At 37.9% G+C, this 17,862-nt stretch carries 8 protein-coding genes; 5 read left to right on the top strand and 3 right to left on the bottom strand.

Annotated elements, in window-relative coordinates:
• The first annotated feature begins 218 nt into the window (after nucleotides 1-218).
• The 4 genes from F6K54_RS22490 to F6K54_RS22475 all read left to right on the top strand — a co-directional run bounded on the left by F6K54_RS22490 (nucleotide 219) and on the right by F6K54_RS22475 (nucleotide 8,045).
• Entirely contained in the window at nucleotides 219-374 is a 156-nt protein-coding gene (locus F6K54_RS22490) for a hypothetical protein (protein WP_293082171.1), read from the top strand.
• Nucleotides 375-887: 513 nt separating this feature from the next.
• A complete protein-coding gene (locus F6K54_RS22485) occupies nucleotides 888-2,216 on the top strand; it encodes a hypothetical protein (RefSeq protein ID WP_293082169.1) in 1,329 nt (442 codons plus the stop codon).
• A gap of 754 nt (nucleotides 2,217-2,970) precedes the next feature.
• Nucleotides 2,971-4,068 (top strand): lipopolysaccharide assembly protein LapB, encoded by a 1,098-nt coding sequence (locus F6K54_RS22480; protein WP_293082167.1) that lies wholly within the window; start codon nucleotides 2,971-2,973, stop codon nucleotides 4,066-4,068.
• 2 nt (nucleotides 4,069-4,070) lie between these two features.
• Nucleotides 4,071-8,045, top strand: coding sequence for a tetratricopeptide repeat protein (locus F6K54_RS22475; RefSeq protein ID WP_293082164.1), 3,975 nt, complete (start codon nucleotides 4,071-4,073; stop codon nucleotides 8,043-8,045).
• Between the two features lie 949 nt (nucleotides 8,046-8,994).
• On the opposite strand, the gene F6K54_RS22470 is transcribed toward F6K54_RS22475, so the two are convergent.
• Nucleotides 8,995-9,336, bottom strand: a complete 342-nt coding sequence (locus tag F6K54_RS22470; protein WP_293082162.1) for a hypothetical protein — start codon at nucleotides 9,334-9,336, stop codon at nucleotides 8,995-8,997.
• Nucleotides 9,337-10,183: 847 nt separating this feature from the next.
• Nucleotides 10,184-10,852 (bottom strand): DUF3747 domain-containing protein, encoded by a 669-nt coding sequence (locus F6K54_RS22465; RefSeq protein WP_293082161.1) that lies wholly within the window; start codon nucleotides 10,850-10,852, stop codon nucleotides 10,184-10,186.
• 1,632 nt (nucleotides 10,853-12,484) lie between these two features.
• On the opposite strand from F6K54_RS22465, the gene F6K54_RS22460 reads away from it, so the two are divergent.
• Nucleotides 12,485-14,380: an AAA-like domain-containing protein gene (locus F6K54_RS22460; protein WP_293082159.1), complete on the top strand. Its 1,896-nt coding sequence runs from the start codon at nucleotides 12,485-12,487 to the stop codon at nucleotides 14,378-14,380.
• 609 nt (nucleotides 14,381-14,989) lie between these two features.
• Here the strand turns inward: F6K54_RS22460 and F6K54_RS22455 are convergent.
• Complete coding sequence (locus F6K54_RS22455; protein ID WP_293082156.1) at nucleotides 14,990-16,387, bottom strand: Rieske 2Fe-2S domain-containing protein; 1,398 nt, start codon at nucleotides 16,385-16,387, stop codon at nucleotides 14,990-14,992.
• Between the last annotated feature and the right edge of the window lie 1,475 nt (nucleotides 16,388-17,862).

Genomic DNA, 17,862 nt, shown 5'->3' with positions numbered 1-17,862 from the left:
ATATAGATCTATAGATCTATGTCTTATGAGTTTTGGTCTTATCAAAATAATATGGGTTTAAAAACCCGCCTTTTAAGGCGTAATATTTTTGGAGCCTTGCTCAAATCCCCGACTTCCCCTCCTGGCTCCCCTCCTGGGAGGGGCAGGAGTGGGTTAACTTCTGACTTCTGACTTCTGACTTCGTTAACTGTTTGCACAGCATTCCGTAGGAAACCGTATTGCCTTATAGTCTACATTTGACACTTCAAGAAGTTCCCATTTCAGCAGCAGCAATAGCTGCCAAAATAGCTCTTAACCCACAGCAGCAGTTTAACTCAAAAATTAGCGATCGCTTTCAAAAAACTATTCTTCAAGGTATGGCATTTCATCTTTAAGAGTGTCCGCAATCAGTGACGAAATGGTTATCCTATAGGATATGCTAACGCTCCCTCATAATTCAGGTATGAGTTCTAGGAATCAGAGAAAGAATTGATGAGTAAAACTTTTCCTTTTTCCTTCCTCAATTATAGCGCTACAAGTTTAGGTTAGGACATTCCTAAATCCACCAAACCCACTCACAATTTACTGTTGCCTGTTGCCTAGCGCGTAGCGCTATACAGCACTTTTGAGGATGGTGAGGTACAGTTGAAGATTAATCTCTATCTTTGCAGTTCAGGCTTCTAGCCTGTAACAAGCAGGATGCTTGAACTGCCAAAATTACTAAATAAAATTTTGTACCTCACTAACTCCGAAATTGCTGTAATTATTTATTTGTAAGTTTCTCTGGTTTTCTATTCGATCGATTTTTGCTGTTAATCTAGTTAAGTTGCTATCAATAACTTGTTGATAAGAACTAGATGAATGTTATTTCTAAGAAAAGCTGTCGGTATTCGGAGGAATGTTAGGGGATGAAAGTTTCGATTTTTGATTTTTTAGACTATTATCAAAGGATTTTAGAAAAAGCATTAGACAAATTAAATTCCTCTAATACTCCCCTATTGAGACAGGAAGTTATCGAAATTTTATTAACCAGGGATGCTCTTCATAAAGCATTATCAAATAAAATTAAACCCTCTGCTTCTGCAATATTAAGAATTGAAGAATTAGATAGAAAACTTAGAGAAAATGCTGATGGATTAATTCAAGATATTAACTTAGCTGAATATCGAGAAAATTTCCCCAAAACCCGCGATGCTTGGTGGTGGTATTTAGATAATATTGTAGAGGAAAAAGCAAAAAAATCCCACCCTTGGAATCGTTTTGACTGGTTGGTGAGAGTAATCAGAGTTATTGTTTGGACGGGAAATTTAACTCTTTTAGGAACTTTGGCTAGTCTTTTTCTGAGTAGTGGTTCTGGGTTAGGGGGTGCAGTAACTATTGCTATTCCTAGTATTTTATCTTTACTGCAAGCTCAAAGTGAGTTAACAGAAACGGGAAAAAAAGGGTTCGATAAACTTTTAGATAAAGTCAAAATTCCTCAATATTTTCACGAGGAGGCAAAGCTTGTTTCTAGTTTATTAATGACAGGATTACTGTTAGTAATTTGGTTGAATTTGTCATCTATTTCTAATCGCTACAAACTGGCAGGTCAAAAATTACAAGACCAGGAAAAATTAGCCTCGGCAGAAGAGAAATATTTACAAGCAATTAAGTTGGATTCTGATAATTTAGATGCTCGTTATAAGTTGGCAACCATCTATGAAGAATTACAAGATTTTTCTAACGCTAAGAAACAATACATAATTGCGGCTAAAGGTGGATTTTTGGATGCCTATAATAATCTTGCTTATTGGTATATTCGGGAAAATAAGAATGGGGAAGCGATAGATTTGCTGAATCAAGGTTTGCAGCTTTTAGAGGAAAAAGAAGAGAATTTTGAGCAGTTAACGGATAGGGAAAAGTTGAATTTTCAGACTCAAAAATATAGCATATTTAAAAATTTAGGTTGGGCAAGATTTAAGCAAAAGCGATACGATAATGCTATTTCTAGTCTTTTGCTGGCAATGGCCATTGCTAAAAATCCTGAATATCAGAGATATATCCGAAATCCAGGGGCAGCTTTTTGCATCTATAGTCAAGTCTTGTTAAAGACAGGTAAACCACTCTCTGAAGTCAAAGAAAATTGGCAACAATGTCGTCAATTAATCAAATCTCGTCTAGCTGCGGGTGAGAGTATTAATTCTGAAGAGTATGAATGGTTATATGAAGTTGAACAACAATTAAAAATTAAAAATTAACAATTACATTGTTTGAAGAAAAGAAAGCAAGAAGTTGTCATTGCGAGGCGGTAATATAAACAGTTAACCTTCTGCAGAAAGTATTAACTTAGCCGAAGCAATCTCCGAGATTGCCACGGAGGTGAAAGAAAGCCAAGAAGTTGTCATTGCGAGGCGGTAATATAAACAGTTAACCTTCTGGAGAAAATATTAACTTAGCCGAAGTAATCTCAGAGATTGCCACGGAGGTGAAAGAAAGCCAAGAGGTTGTCATTGCGAGGCGGTAATATAAACAGTTAACCTTCTGCAGAAAGTATTAACTTAGCCGAAGTAATCTCAGAGATTGCCACGGGGGGGTTAACGGTTGGCAAGCTGACATAACTGCTTTCTCAGCCCCCCTCGCAATGACAGTTTAAGGTTGTCAGAGATTGCCACGGGGGGGGTTAACGGTTGGCAAGCTGACATAACTGCTTTCTCAGCCCCTTTCGCAATGACAGTTTGAGGTTGTCAGAGATTGCCACGGGGGGGTTAACGGTTGTCAAACTGACATAACTGCTTTCTGAGCCCCCCTCGCAATGACAGTTTGAGGTGGCCAGGAGTCTATAAGGAAAGCCAAGAGGTTGTCATTAAGTAGGTAGGCGCGAATAAACGTCACTATGTAACGAAATGTTAAAGCAGTTGAAACCCTTGAGATTGCTTCCTTCCGCTCCGCTCCAGTCGCAATGACGTGCTTGTAAATTTCTTCACTTACCTACTTAAACTTTAATTATTAATCATGATGAAACTCAATTGGAAACGGAAAATTCAGGCTACATTAACCTTAATAATTATAGGATGGGCAACGCCTGTATTAAGTACTCCCATTCATTTGCTTATTGATTTTTTGGGGAATGTCCAAGTCAAAAAGGCAGAATGGAAGGATTTTATTCAAGCTGAGTCTGTTACTACTCTTAGTGGTGAGGATGAAGTTATGCTGGGAAATAATGCTTCGGTGACGGTTTATTGTAGCGATCGCAATAAATGGAAAGTGGAGAAACCAGGAACATATTTTGTTTCTGAGGGATGTCCTGAAGGGAAGGGTGTTATTAGATTGTGCCCAGATTGTAATAACCAGACAATCCGTTTCCCTGGTTTAAGAGAAGAAAAGCTAAAAGAATTGCCTTTTCTAATTAGTCCTCGCTATACTACGGTTTTCAATGACTCATTAACTATTCGCTGGAATGAAGTTTCTGGGGCAACTAATTATACAGTTAAGGTTGAAGGTTTAGAAGGAGAGTGGGAAGGAGAAACGAAGGAAAACCAAATTGTTTATGATGGCAAGTTGGTGTCTGGGCGTTGGTTTGACGTTGAAGTATCTGCTGATAGTGGGATTACTTCTACGAACGAATATCTTAATCATAACTATGGTTGGTTTTTTGTCTTAAAGGATGAGGAAGCAAAGGTTTTGCGGGAACAAGTGGCGGTTATTAACCAGCAGGAGTTAAGTCAGGAGCAAGAAGGGTTGATTTTAGCCTATTTTTACCGAGGGAATAGATTAAATTTTGAGGCTATTGAGGTGTTGGAAGGGTTAGTCAAATCTGGTAGTCGGACGGCAACGGTTTATCAGTTGTTGGGAGATACTTACCAGCGGGTAGGATTAAATTTAATGGCGAAGAAGGTTTATCAGCAAGGGTTGGCGTTGACTGTGGAGGAGGAGAGGAGTGAAGTTAAGGCGATGATGCAATTGGGATTAGGGGTGGTAGAGTATGTGTTAGGTAATAGGGATGAGGCGGCAGAGTGGTTGGAGAAGGCAAGAGTAAATTATTTAGTGTTAGGCAAGCGGCTAAATAAGGAAGATGAAGAACTAATAAATGATGTTTTAGGGAAGGATTGATTATGAAAAAGTGTTTGATCAAGTTATCTATATCGTCTGTGGTTGCTGTTGTTGGGGTGACTGGTTTTTGGGTAGGGATGCCAGTGCCTATTGTGGAGCAAGCATTGTCTCAGGTTTCAGAGGAAGATGAGTTAGCGGAGGCTGAGAGATTAAATCAGCAGGCTGTTCAGTTGTATCAGCAAGGCAAGTATGCTGAAGCTATTTCCTTGGCAGAGAAAGCCTTAGAGATTTACAAAAAGGTACTTGGAGACAAGCACCCCGATGTGGCAACCAGTCTGAACATTCTGGCAGGACTTTATAGCTTACAAGGAAGATACACAGAAGCCGAACCTCTCTATAAAGAGTCCTTAGCTATCATAAAGGAAATATTAGGAGACAAGCACGGCTTTGTTGCACAAAGTCTGAACGATCTGGCACGACTTTACATTTTACAAGGGAGATACACAGAAGCCGAACCTCTCTATAAAGAGTCCTTAGCTATCATAAAGGAAATATTAGGAGACAAGCACGGCTTTGTTGCACAAAGTCTGAACAATCTGGCACGACTTTACAGCTTACAAGGGAGATACACAGAAGCCGAACCTCTCTATAAAGAGTCCTTAGCTATTAGAAAGGAAATATTAGGAGACAAGCACCCCGATGTGGCAACCAGTCTGAACAATCTGGCATTACTTTACAAATCTCTTGGGAGATACACAGAAGCCGAACCTCTCTATAAAGAGTCCTTAGCTATTAGAAAGGAAATATTAGGAGACAAGCACCCCGATGTGGCAACCAGTCTGAACAATCTGGCACGACTTTACAGCTTACAAGGGAGATACACAGAAGCCGAACCTCTCTATAAAGAGTCCTTAGCTATCAGAAAGGAAATATTAGGAGATAATCACCCCTTAGTGGCAACGAGTCTGAATAATCTGGCAGGACTTTACAGGTTACAAGGGAGATACACAGAAGCCGAACCTCTCTATAAAGAGTCCTTAGATATCAAAAATCAAATATTAGAAGATAATCACCCCTCTGTGGCAACGAGTCTGAACAATCTGGCATTGCTTTACCAATCTCTTGGGAGATACACAGAAGCCGAACCTCTTTATAAAAAGTCCTTAGATATCAGAAAGGAAAAATTAGGAGATAATCACCTCGATGTGGCAACAAGTCTGAACAATCTGGCAGAACTTTACAGCTTACAAGGGAGATACACAGAAGCCGAACTCCTCCATCAACAGTCCTTAGATATCAGAAAGGAAAAATTAGGAGACTATCACCCCGATGTGGCAAAGAGTCTGAACAATCTGGCATTGCTTTACCAATCTCTTGGGAGATACACAGAAGCCGAAGCTCTCTATAAAGAATCCTTAGCTATCATAAAGGAAAAATTAGGAGACTATCACCCCGATGTGGCAGCGAGTCTGAGCAATCTGGCATTGCTTTACCAATCTCTTGGGAGATACACAGAAGCTGAACCCCTTAATAAAGAGTCCTTAGCTATCAAAAAGGAAAAATTAGGAGATAATCACCCCAGTGTTGCACAAAGTCTGAACAATCTGGCAGCACTTTACAGCTTACAAGGGAGATACACAGAAGCCGAACCTCTCTTCCAACAGTCCTTAGCTATTAGAAAGGAAAAATTAGGAGACTATCACCCCGATGTGGCAAACAGTCTGAACAATCTGGCAGAACTTTACAGATCACAAGGGAGATACATAGAAGCCGAACCTCTCTATAAAGAGTCCTTAGATATCAGAAAGGAAAAATTAGAAGATAATCACCCCGATGTGGCAAACAGTCTGAACAATCTGGCAGAACTTTACAGATCACAAGGGAGATACACAGAAGCGGAACCTCTCTTTCAACAGTCCTTAGCTATCCGGAAGGAAATATTAGAAGATAATCACCCCGATGTGGCAAACAGTCTGAACAATCTGGCAGGACTTTACAAATCTCAAGGGAGGTACACAGAAGCGGAACCTCTATATCAACAGTCCTTAGCTATATTTAAGGAAAAATTAGGAGATAATCACCCCGATGCGGCAACAACTCTGGAAAATCTGGCATTACTTTACTACTCACAAGGGAGATACACAGAAGCGGAACCTCTCTATCAAAAGTCCTTGGCTATCACAAAGGAAAAATTAGGAGACAATCACCCTAATGTAACAACGACTTTGAATAATCTGGCATTGCTTTACTACTCACAAGGGAGATACACAGAAGCGGAACCTCTCTATCAACAGTCCTTGGCTATCACAAAGGAAAAATTAGGAGATAATCACCCCTATGTGGCAGGGATTCTGAACAATCTGGCAGGACTTTACTACTCACAAAGCAAGACAACCAATGCTGTGAAATTTTTAAGCCAAGGACTTGCAGTGGAAGAATATAATCTGTCTCAAAACTTAGTGGCAGGTGATGAACGCCAGAAACAGGAGTACATGAGGAAAATTTCAGGATGGACTGATTTAACCATTTCTCTCAATCTCCAGTCTGCACTCAATAACTCAGAAGCAACTCGTCTAGCACTTAAAACTATCTTTGAGCGCAAAGGACGCATCCTGGATGTTCTCACAAACAGCCTACAAATTCTCCGCCAGCGTACTGATGACTCTGACACTCAGGAATTATTGAATCAACTCATCGTTAAACGCACTCAACTTTCTAACCTGATCTTTAAAAAGCCAGAAGATTTTCCTTCCCCCGAAGTTTACCGCGAACTACTCGCCAACCAGGAAAAAGAAATAAAAGAACTCGCAGGCAAACTGAGTAGCCGTAGTGCTGAGTTTGGCAATTTATCTCAAACCATTACCCTTGAAAAGATTCAACAACAAATTCCTGCTGACACTGCTTTAGTAGAATTAGTCCGCTATCAACCATTTAATCCTAAAGCACGCGAAAATGAGCGCTTTGGCAAACCTCGCTATGCTGCTTATATTCTCTATCAAACAGGGGAACCCCAAGCCATCGACTTAGGAGAAGCAGAACCCATCGACAAAACAGTAGAAAAATTACGCAAATACCTCCGGAACTCCAACGTTCCTCTCGAACAACTCCAACGTTCTGCCAGAAAACTCGATGAAATGGTAATGCAGCCAGTACGCCAACTCTTGGGAGATACCAAAACCATTCTCTTATCTCCCGATGCTGCTCTCAACCTCATCCCCTTTGAAGCATTAGTGGATGAAAACAACCAATATTTAGTCGAAAATTATCAAATCACCTATCTCACCTCTGGACGCGACTTGCTCAGACAAAACCCCAAAAATAACCGACAAACTCCCCTAGTCATCGCCAACCCCAAATATCAACAACAGGGAGAAAAAGTCGCCCTGGAAAATTACCGTTCCATAGACTTATCCGATTTCGTATTTCTACCCCTGGGAGGCACACAAAAAGAAGCAGAAACCATTAGTCAACTATTCCCAGAAGCTCTAATGTTAACCAAAACCAAAGCCACAGAAAACGCTCTCAAACAAGTCAAAAATCCCGACTTCCTCCATATTGCCACTCATGGATTCTTTTTATCCAAACCTACATCAGAAAACTCAACCAATTTTGATAATCCCCTATTTCGTTCTGGGTTAGTGTTTGCCGGAGTGGAAAAACAACAGAGTGGAGGAGATGATGGAGTTTTTACCGCTTATGAAGCCACCCTCTTAAATCTCGTTGGCACTCAATTAGTAGTATTATCCGCTTGCGATACAGGAATAGGAGATATTAGCGCCGGGGAAGGAATTTATGGATTACGTCGTGCTTTCGTTATTGCAGGCAGTGAAAGTCAAATGATTAGTCTGTGGAAAGTAGAAGATGAGGCCACAAAAGATTTGATGGTAGCTTATTATCAGGGATTGAAAGCAGGAAAAGGACGCAGGGATGCTTTGCTGGAAATTCAGCGAGATTGGTTGAAGGAGGGAGAATATCAACATCCTTATTATTGGGCGAGTTTTATCTTTTCTGGGGATGGAACACCGATTGATAATTAATAATTAATAATTAATAATTAATAATTCAGATGTAGTAGTGGCGTGTCAAGCTTAAAACAGTGTGTTATATCATGTTCGGTTGAATACTTACACTTTGGAGGAAGGAAGGCAGCTAGGCAACCCACCCCTAACCCCTCCCAGGAGGGGGAGGCAGAAGGGAAGAAAGGGTTAAAAGGGATAAAGTTTTTTTTATAACTGATTATCCGAACATGATATTAGAAAATATAGACTTCTCCCCCCTTTCCAAGGGGGGTTGGGGGGGATTCTGAGGGTTAATTTTACCCACAATTTTAGCCTAGATGCGCCAGTAGGGTGTGTTAGCGGCAGCGTAACTGAGCGAAAATTAAGATTATAGATGGTACGTTATATCATGTCCGGATAATAGCGTGATCAAAAAACTTTCTCCTTCAACTCCAGTTCTTCTTCTTCCTTCTTCCTTCTTCTTTCTTCCCTCCTGACTCCTGACTCCTCCGCCGTTATTTATTTATAACTGTTCAACCGGACATGATATTACATTTCATTAATGCACCCTACTGGACTAACCTGTTTGCGTAGTAGTAACACACCGAAAATTAAGATTATAGATGGTGCGTTACATTTCATTAACGCACCCTACTGGACTAACCTATTTGCCTAGTAACACACCGAAAATTAAGATTATAGATGGTGCGTTACATTTCATTAACGCACCCTACTGGACTGACTTATTTGCGTAGTAGTAACACACCGAAAATTAAGATTAATAGATGGTGCGTTACATTTCATTAATGCACCCTACTGGACTAACTTATTTTTGAATTTTAATAATGATTAATATCATCAGGAGGAAAAGCAAATACAATTCCTATTCCCCAAGCAATACTTGGTACTATAGCAAAAATTATTATTTCTAATCCTGTCATAATTAATTTCCTAATTTATTGTAATTTTGATGATGTGTTACATTTCATTAACGCACCCTATTGAATTCTTGTAAGTTTCTCTGGTTTTCTATTCGATCTATTTTTGCTGTTAATCTAGTTAAGTTACTGTCAATAATTCGTTGATTGGTAATATGATCGTAAGCTTCCCATTCTTGAGTAACTTCTGTATCTTGCCAAATAAACCAGTCCCGATAAATTTCTCCACTATCAATATCGTTACATAAAGGCAACCAATCATCTCCTGTAAAATACTCTGTTTCTTGAATGACTAAATCTAGACCAATTAAAGTTAATAATGTTTCTAAATTATTCAATTCTTTCTGAGATTGTTTATGGATTTTTCTATGGTTCATAAGTCTGATTTTCATGGTTTTTTATTGATTTTGTGAAAGAAAATTTTAATGTATAGCAGAAGAAAGAAGGAAGAAGAAAGAAGGAAGAAGGAAAAGTCTTGCGTTGTGTGAGTTTTAAGCTTTTGATATGTCCGTGCCTTTTGCTTCTACAACTATTTGATCAATTAGAAAGTAGGGCGGTAAAAATTTTTCTAGCTATCTACTGAATTTTAAATCTAGTTACCATCGATAAAATATTTGCTAATTTCTTATTTTATTAATAGTCATACCATTTTAATAAATGTTTGCTACAAATAGCTAGGGTATTCTTAGAATCCAGTATTCAGAATTTAGAAGTCAGAATGAATAGATTTAATGCCAGTTTTTATGTCGTAAATCCTCATTTTTTGTCAAATTGCATTTCCTGCAAAATATTTTTATTGGACTTATTGTTCGTAACATTTTTTTTTAAAATTGGTATTATAAATTAATTGAAATTGATAAAATTTAGCAATTAATTCATCCATTTTAAAAATCTATATTGTGTATTGAATCTACATTTTTCTAGGTATATTAAAAAATACTTCTGTAATTTATGAATCTTCAGTTTATCAAAATAATATAGGTCTAAAACCCCGCCTTTTAAGGCGAAATATTTTTGGAGAGTTGCTCACGCATCCCCCTCCTGGGAGGGGTTATATCAAATCCGCTTAATTGGACATAAAAAAATTATCCAATTGTCATAACTACGCTCATCTTGTCTTATCTTTCTTCTCCTGAATTCTGAATTGCAGAATTGCTGAATTCTAAAGACTTAACCATTCTATGGCTGTTTAACCGGATTTGATATTAGGGGTGGGTTAACTTCTGACTTCTGACTTCGTTAAGAACCTTCTGCTATTGCTGAATTTGTATTATCATAAAACTCTAAACTATCTGGAATTTGAGCCTCAATCTCAGATATTCTTTGTTCAACTTCAGCTTGTTTAGCAGCAAAACTATCATAACTAAAATAAAAATGACCAAGAACTTTTCCTTGATAACTACGTTTGGTAAATTGCCAACCAGGTTCTAGAAAAATTTTCATCATTCCATTACTAAGTCCGCGACTTCTACCAATCAATTTTTTATCTCCTGTCAAGGAAATGCCAAATAATTTAATTTCACCACCAACGTTTTGCAAAATTAATCTATGACTAACTGATAAATCATTACCATCTACCCGAATTGAGTAACCATTACTATCAGTAGCTCTTCCACAAATACCAGAAAAATTAAAGTCTAACAACAAAGGCTCAACTAAAATTGGATATAATCCTGCTTCACTTTCACTCCAGCAAGGTCTTTGATTAGAACGCTGCTCTAAAATAATCAGTTGATAACCAGAATATCCGTTTAGATCGCTCAGAGGCATTGCCGTGGCAATAACTTGATTTTGGTCGATTTCTACCTCATCAAAAGTAAAATTTGCTTGGGCAGGGGTAACAGTATTAATAGTAAAAAATATTGTGCTAAAAATAGTTAAAATTGAACGATTAAAAATATTTTTCATTGGCTTGCTCCCTGTTTTGTGTTTATATAAATACTTTAAAGAAATCGGCTTTTTTTTGTAGAGAATATTAGGATTTTAATTAAACAAGCTGTAAAAAAATATAGAAAAGTGTCAATTATGTGAGGCAGTATAGTTTCCAGAGAAAAGCGGTTAAAATGTTGTTAATTAGTTAACTTCCTTAAATTAGAAAAATTTAGCTATCTTCGCTAAAGTAGCACTCAGCAATCAGCTATCAGCTATCAGCTTCTCAAGATGTATAATGAAGGTTTGAATCCCCTATTAACACACACCACACGCTTTTTCAAATATAGTGCTGGACTTAAACCCTTGAATTTTTAGCTGACAGCTATTTGCGTTTGCGTAGCATTCTGTAGAAAAGTATTTCAGAACAGAAAAGCTGATAGTGTCGCTAGGCGGAAGTTAAAAGTCAAAAGTTAAAAGTCAAAAGTATTACTTAGGGCTTGCTGAAAAAGTCTTTTTGCGCTCGACAGGGAGTAGGGACCCACCCCTCGCCCCTCCCAGGAGGGGAGTAGGGAGTAGTGAAAACTCAAGAGGAATCAGGGGTTGTAGAAGACATACAAAAGAAAAATTATCCCAGGCCCAAGTCTACCCTATTCTTACCCAAATACTCAATTTTTGAGCATTCTTAGGGGAGTTCAGGGGTACTTTTTCACTACCTAAAAAGCCTAAAACCAATATCAGTAAAGACTTTTATATTTAATCAGCAAGCCCTACTTAGTAAGGCTTTTAGGATTTTGTAACTGGTTATATTATGTCCGGTAGCATCGGAGCGTGTATAAAATTAAGGTGACACTCTTGAGAAAACCTTCTGCCTCCTGCCTCCTGCCTCCTGCCTTCGGACCGCCAAAGTCTAACTATTCAACCGGACATGATATTAGTTATTTCCGCCATCCTGCAATAGGTTAGTTAAAATCATTTACAATAATAAATACAGCATATTTCGGGCAAATGAGGTACAAGCTTGAATAGTAAAATCATTGTAGTGCGGGCATCTTGCCCGCGACAGGTGTACCTCATAAAAGTAGCACTCAGCAATCAGCTATCAGCTATCAGCTTCTCAAGGTGTATAATGGAGGTTTGAATCCCCTATTAACACACACCACACGCTTTTTCAAATATAGTGCTGGACTTAAACCCTTGAATTTTTAGCTGACAGCTATTTGCGTTTGCGTAGCATTCTGTAGAAAAGTATTCCGGAACAGAAAAGCTGATAGTTGGTGAAAATCATTACAAAAGTATTCCGGAACAGAAAAGCTGATAGTTGGTGAAAATCATTACAAAAGTATTCCGGAACAGAAAAACTGATAGTTGGTGAAAATCATTACAAAAGTATTCCGGAACAGAAAAGCTGATAGTTGGTGAAAATCATTACAAAAGTATTCCGGAACAGAAAAGCTGATAGTTGGTGAAAATCATTACAAAAGTATTCCGGAACAGAAAAGCTGATAGTTGGTGAAAATCATTTACAATAATAAATACAGCATATTTCGGGCAAATGAGGTACAAGCTTGAATAGTAAAATCATGGTAGTGCGGGCATCTTGCCCGCGACAAGTGTACCTCATAACAACGGAAACCGTTGTAACAATAAAATTATAATAAGGGAAAAACAGTGGAAAAAAAATCAAGGCGCGATCGCGGACGAATTCTCACAACTTCTGGACTGAAAAAACTGAATGAAGCTATTGAAGAATGGAAACAACGGTACAACCTCAGAGCTACTCTTTCAGAAATTGAAGCTGAGTCTGGAGTCGGTTCCGACACCATCAGTAAAATTAGACAAGGGCGAGTGGGTGCAGACCTGAGTAAAATTCAACAGCTTTTTGCTTCCTTTGGTCTGACATTGGATGAAGCAGACCACCGTTCGGGAAAACAGGGTCAAACTTCAAGTGAAACAGAACCTCTAGGAGAACTTTTACCACTACTCAATAACGAAGAAATAGTAAGTCACAATAGTTCCCAAGTTTTCATCAGTTATTGCAGTCAAGACCCGGATCTAGAATTGGCGCGACAGTTTGAAACTGCTCTGACTGCTGCTGGCCATCAAGTTTTTATGGCAGGCGATAGCATCCGTCTGGGAGAAAATTGGTTTCGGCGTATTAATGAAGAGTTGAAACGGTGTGACTACTTACTGTTATTTTTGCCTCCCCAGTCGGTACAAAGTGAGTTGCTTACTTATCAAGTACAACTGGCAAGGGAGTTACAATTTTCCCGACCTAACCGTAAACCTGTAATTTTGCCGATAAGGGTAGGGTTTTCCCTGAGTACACCCCTCAACCACGATCTACGGGGTTATCTCTATCGCATTCAACAACGGGAGTGGCGATCGCCTGAAGATAGTGTGGTTATTCTGAAAGAAGTTTTGACTCTGTTGGCTACCCCACCGGAGAATATTGCGCCGGAAGTAGAGGAGGAACAAGAGACTTTACCTGCGGAAGAAGTTAGTAGCATTACATCAACAAATAGCGCTCCTTTGCCCTCTGCTGAACCTGAAATACCGGGGGGACAAATTGATGTGGCATCTACTTTTTATATTGAGCGTCCGCCTATTGAAGAACGTTGTTATCAAGCTATTTTGCAACCAAGTGGGTTGGTTAGAATTAAAGCGCCACGACAGATGGGTAAAACTTCTTTAATGGCGAGAATTTTACACCATGCTACGTTGGAAGGATATCGGACTGTACCTTTGAGTTTTCAGTTAGTAGATAAAGAGGTTTTTAGTAATCTTGATAAGTTCTTAAAATGGTTTTGTGCTTATGTGGGGCGAGAGTTACGTTTGCCTAATCAATTAGATGATTATTGGGATGATATTTTTGGTAGTAAAGTTAATTGTAAGGATTATTTTGAGAAGTATTTATTAGCTCAAATAGATAATCCTTTGGTGTTGGGTTTAGATGAAATTGATAGAGTTTTTCAATATCCTGATATTGCGGAAGATTTTTTGGGATTATTACGAGCTTGGCATGAGGAATCAAAGCGACGAGTTATTTGGAAAAAATTGCGATTATTGGTAGTACATTCTACGGAAGTTTATATTCCCATGAATATTAATCAATCTCCTTTTAATGTAGGATTGCCTATAGATTTACCAGAGTTTAATCCACAACAAGTTCGGGATTTAGCATCGCGACATAATTTGAATTGGTCTGAGTCAGAAGTTGATAAATTAATGGCAATTGTTGGCGGGCATCCTTATTTAGTTAGGGTAGCTTTATATCATATTTCTAAACAGGATTTAACTCTGGAAGAGTTGCCGGAAAATGTAACTGCTGAAACTGGAATTTATAGCGACCATTTACGACGACATTTGTGGAATTTAGAAGAATATCCGGAGTTAGCTGAAGCGATGAAAAATGTAATTTCTGAAAATTATAATGGGCAGTTAACAGGAATGTTAGGTTTTAAGTTAGATAGTTTAGGTTTAGTGAAATGGCAGAGTAATAAATGTTATCCCAGATGTGAGTTATATCGTCAGTATTTTCAAGCGCATTTGTTATCAGAGAAGTAAGAAGGAAGAATTCATTAATTGATAATGGATAATGGATAATGGATAATGGATAATTGATAATTGATAATTGATAATTGATAATTGATAATTGATAATTGATAATTGATAATTGATAATTGATAATTGATAATTACCTCTGGTTAAAACCGCTCTTGATTGAATATAAGGAAATATTATTTCTTTTTTTTCCCCTTAAAAGGGGAGGCTTTAAACCAGAATTATTTAATTATTAATTAGTTAATTATTCGGTAAGAAAGAAGAAGTAAGAAGTAAGAAGGAAGAAGGTATTTAGTTATAAATAAACGATGGAGGAGTCAGGAGTCAACCCACCCCTAACCCCTCCCAGGAGGGGAAGTCAGGAGTCAGGAGTCAGGAGGAAAAAAGAAGGAAGAAGATGTTTAGTTATCTAGGAAAGAAGGGAGTTTAGTTATTTAGGAGAGAAGGAAGAACTAAAGGTACTGGTACATTGTAATGGTATAGACAGTGGGAACATCTTGCTCCCGGGTAGTCCTGCATGGTAATGGTGAGGATATATGTTTTTTAATTTCTCCCCCACTCCCTCACTCCCCTACTCCCCTACTCCCCCGCTCAAGAAAATTTTGATATTTCCTAATTATCTGGTAAATTCCTAGGGGGAATTTCTCGACCTTGATAAAACTGTTTTTCTAATTGATTTAACCATAACCAAGAAACAACTCCAAGGGGTAAACTTAAAATCATAAAAATCATCCCAATTATATTTAAATCTTCCAAAATTAACAGTAATAATAGGATAATTGTCAACATAACTGAAGTAGCAATTATTACTCCTATTTTGATTCGTTGTAAATTTTTTAAAGCATTGCGACAACTACTACATTTTTTGGTATGGGAATGATATCTATCTAATAATATTTCAGAAGAAAGAGCAGGACTTAAAGTTGCATTAGGAAATAACTGAGCATTATATTTATTCACCCAAGAACGCAATTCAAATACAAATAAATCTGCTTTTGTCGGTAAATAAAAAGCCTTTGAAAAATTCGCACTACCACCTTTTGCTTCTAAATATCGTTCTTGATGATGTAAAAATATTTGGTCATCTTCCAATACTCCATTTTGCCCAATATGAGAATACCAACGAGGGCTTAACTGAATAAAAAATTTGGGAAATGGAGAAGAAAATTTAAAAGGAAAACGGGCAAATAAACGACATTCTCCTTTCCGAATAGGTGTTGCATATACAACTGTTAATGTACGACCAAATTGTTTAGAAGTAAGGTCATGCCACATCATTGCAGGAGCAATAAAAGTAGTTTCTTGTCTTCCCAAAGTACCTTTTCTCGGACCTTCTTCCCAAACTCCTTTAAAGCCCCACTTTCCTGATTCTACTACTTCTAATTCTACAGGAGAAACATTGGCGCGGTTTCCCACACTACGATGATGAGTATAAGGAATATGACTAGAATCTAAAACATTTTCCATTAATGTTAAAGCATCATAAGGTAAATCTCGAAAAGTATTTAAACAAACCCATTCATTAGAACTTTCATCTAAAACATCAACTGTAGGAATAGGTGTTTGAGCAGCATTTTCTACTTTTCCTGCATAGACAAATAAAATATCTTGACAGACTTTTGTAGGTAGAGATTTAACCGTTGCTCTTGATGATTTTTCAGCTTTTCCTTCTTCTTTTTGTTGAGGAATAATTTCACAGTTTCCTCTGCCTGAAAATGCCCAACCATGGTAAGGACATTCTAAGCATCCAGCCTCATTAATTCTACCTTGAGAAAGGGGTGCTAAACGATGAGGACATTGGTCTTCAAATACTCGCCATTGATGGTTTTTTTCTTCCCACCAAATCACAATATCTCGTTCTAATAATGTAAAGGGTGTAGGTTTAGTTTTGTCTAAATCTTCTACATAATGAACTGGATACCAAACTTCTTGCCAATCAAAATATTCTGGGTCAGTTCCACCTGCACTTAAAGAGGTATTTTGGGAATTTTCTACAGTGTTAGTAATCATCAGAATGTTAATTATTTTAGTTAAGGTACTTAGTGCCGCTACGCAGAAGTTAAAAGTCAAAAGTTAAAAGTCAAAAGTCAAAATTATTGATTTGTAATTGTTTTAGGATTTTGTAACTGGTCAGTTATTTCCGCCATCCTGCATTAGTATTATATAGCTTTATTGGTCTACCCGGACTTACACAAAAAAGCAGTAAAAAATAGGCTCAAATTATAGATAGCCAGAGGCTTTTACGTCGAAAAGGTATAATTTTTATTACCAAGGGTTCTAGCCATTTTTAGGGCTTTGACGTAATTCCCTTGCCTAGACTGACTTTTTTGACGGAATGCTGCGCAAACAAGCATTTTTCTGCCCAGAAAATGTTTCATTAATGGATAATGGATAATGGATAATTGATAATTACCTCTGGTTAAAACCGAGAGGATTGAAGATAAGGAGATATTATTTCTTTTTTTTACCCTTAAAAGGGGAGGCTTTAAACCAGAATTATTTAATTATTAATTATTAATAATTAATTATTCGGTAATATAATGTCCGGTGGAATAGTTACACTTTGGAGGAGGGAAGGCAGAGGGCAGAAGGCAGAAGGCAGAAGGCAGAAGGGAAAGAAAAGTTTAAAGGGAAAAGATTTTTTTATAACTGATTATCCGGACATGATATAAGTCCCACTACCACTTTATACTGCAATAATGCTGACTTTTTTAGATTGGCTAATTCTTGTTTATCAAAATAATTGGGTCTAATACCATTTCTCTATAACAATGTGCTTAATAATTGTTGCTCAGACCTTATTACGCTGACTATTTTCATCTTTAATATTAAGTGCAACTTCATGGAAAAATGGTATAGAACCCCTAACCGTATCTTCATAAATATCAAATTAGCTAGGAGACAGGAGACAGGAGACAGGAGACAGGAGGTAAGAAAGAAGAAGAAAGATGTGGGGAGAAATAATACAAAAAATTCAACACTCCTGATAACTGATTTTTCCTCAAAATTGATCCGTGATCAAGACTTGACTACCATAAATTATATAGATCTCAAATGGGTTCTATAAACTCCCCCTTTTAAGGCGAAATGTTTTTGGAGGCTTGCTTCTGACTCCTGATATCATGTCCGGTAGCACCATTTGTGTATAAAATTCAGGTAAAAATGGGAGAAAACCTTCTGCCTCCTGCCTCCTGCCTCCTGCCTCCTGCCTTCGGACAACCATTGTCTAATTATTCAACCGGACATGATATGACTTCCCCTCCTGGGAGCAGGGCTGTTTCAAAGTATTGTAAATTAACGATGAGCGGGAGAACGGGAGATGAGGGGATTGTGGAAGCTGTGAAATTTACCAAAATTTGCCGATTTTGAGCGCCAATAAGCGTCCCTTTTGCTCTGACTAAAATGGTGAAAAATCAACTTTTAATCATAAATTCAAAGCCTCCATCCCCGTGTCCCCGTGTCCCCGTGTCCCCGTGTCCCCGTGA

Origin of the sequence: Okeania sp. SIO3B5 (assembly GCF_010692555.1) — a bacterium.
In the GTDB taxonomy this organism is placed as follows: domain Bacteria; phylum Cyanobacteriota; class Cyanobacteriia; order Cyanobacteriales; family Microcoleaceae; genus Okeania.
This window is presented reverse-complemented; position numbering and strand designations above follow the sequence as displayed.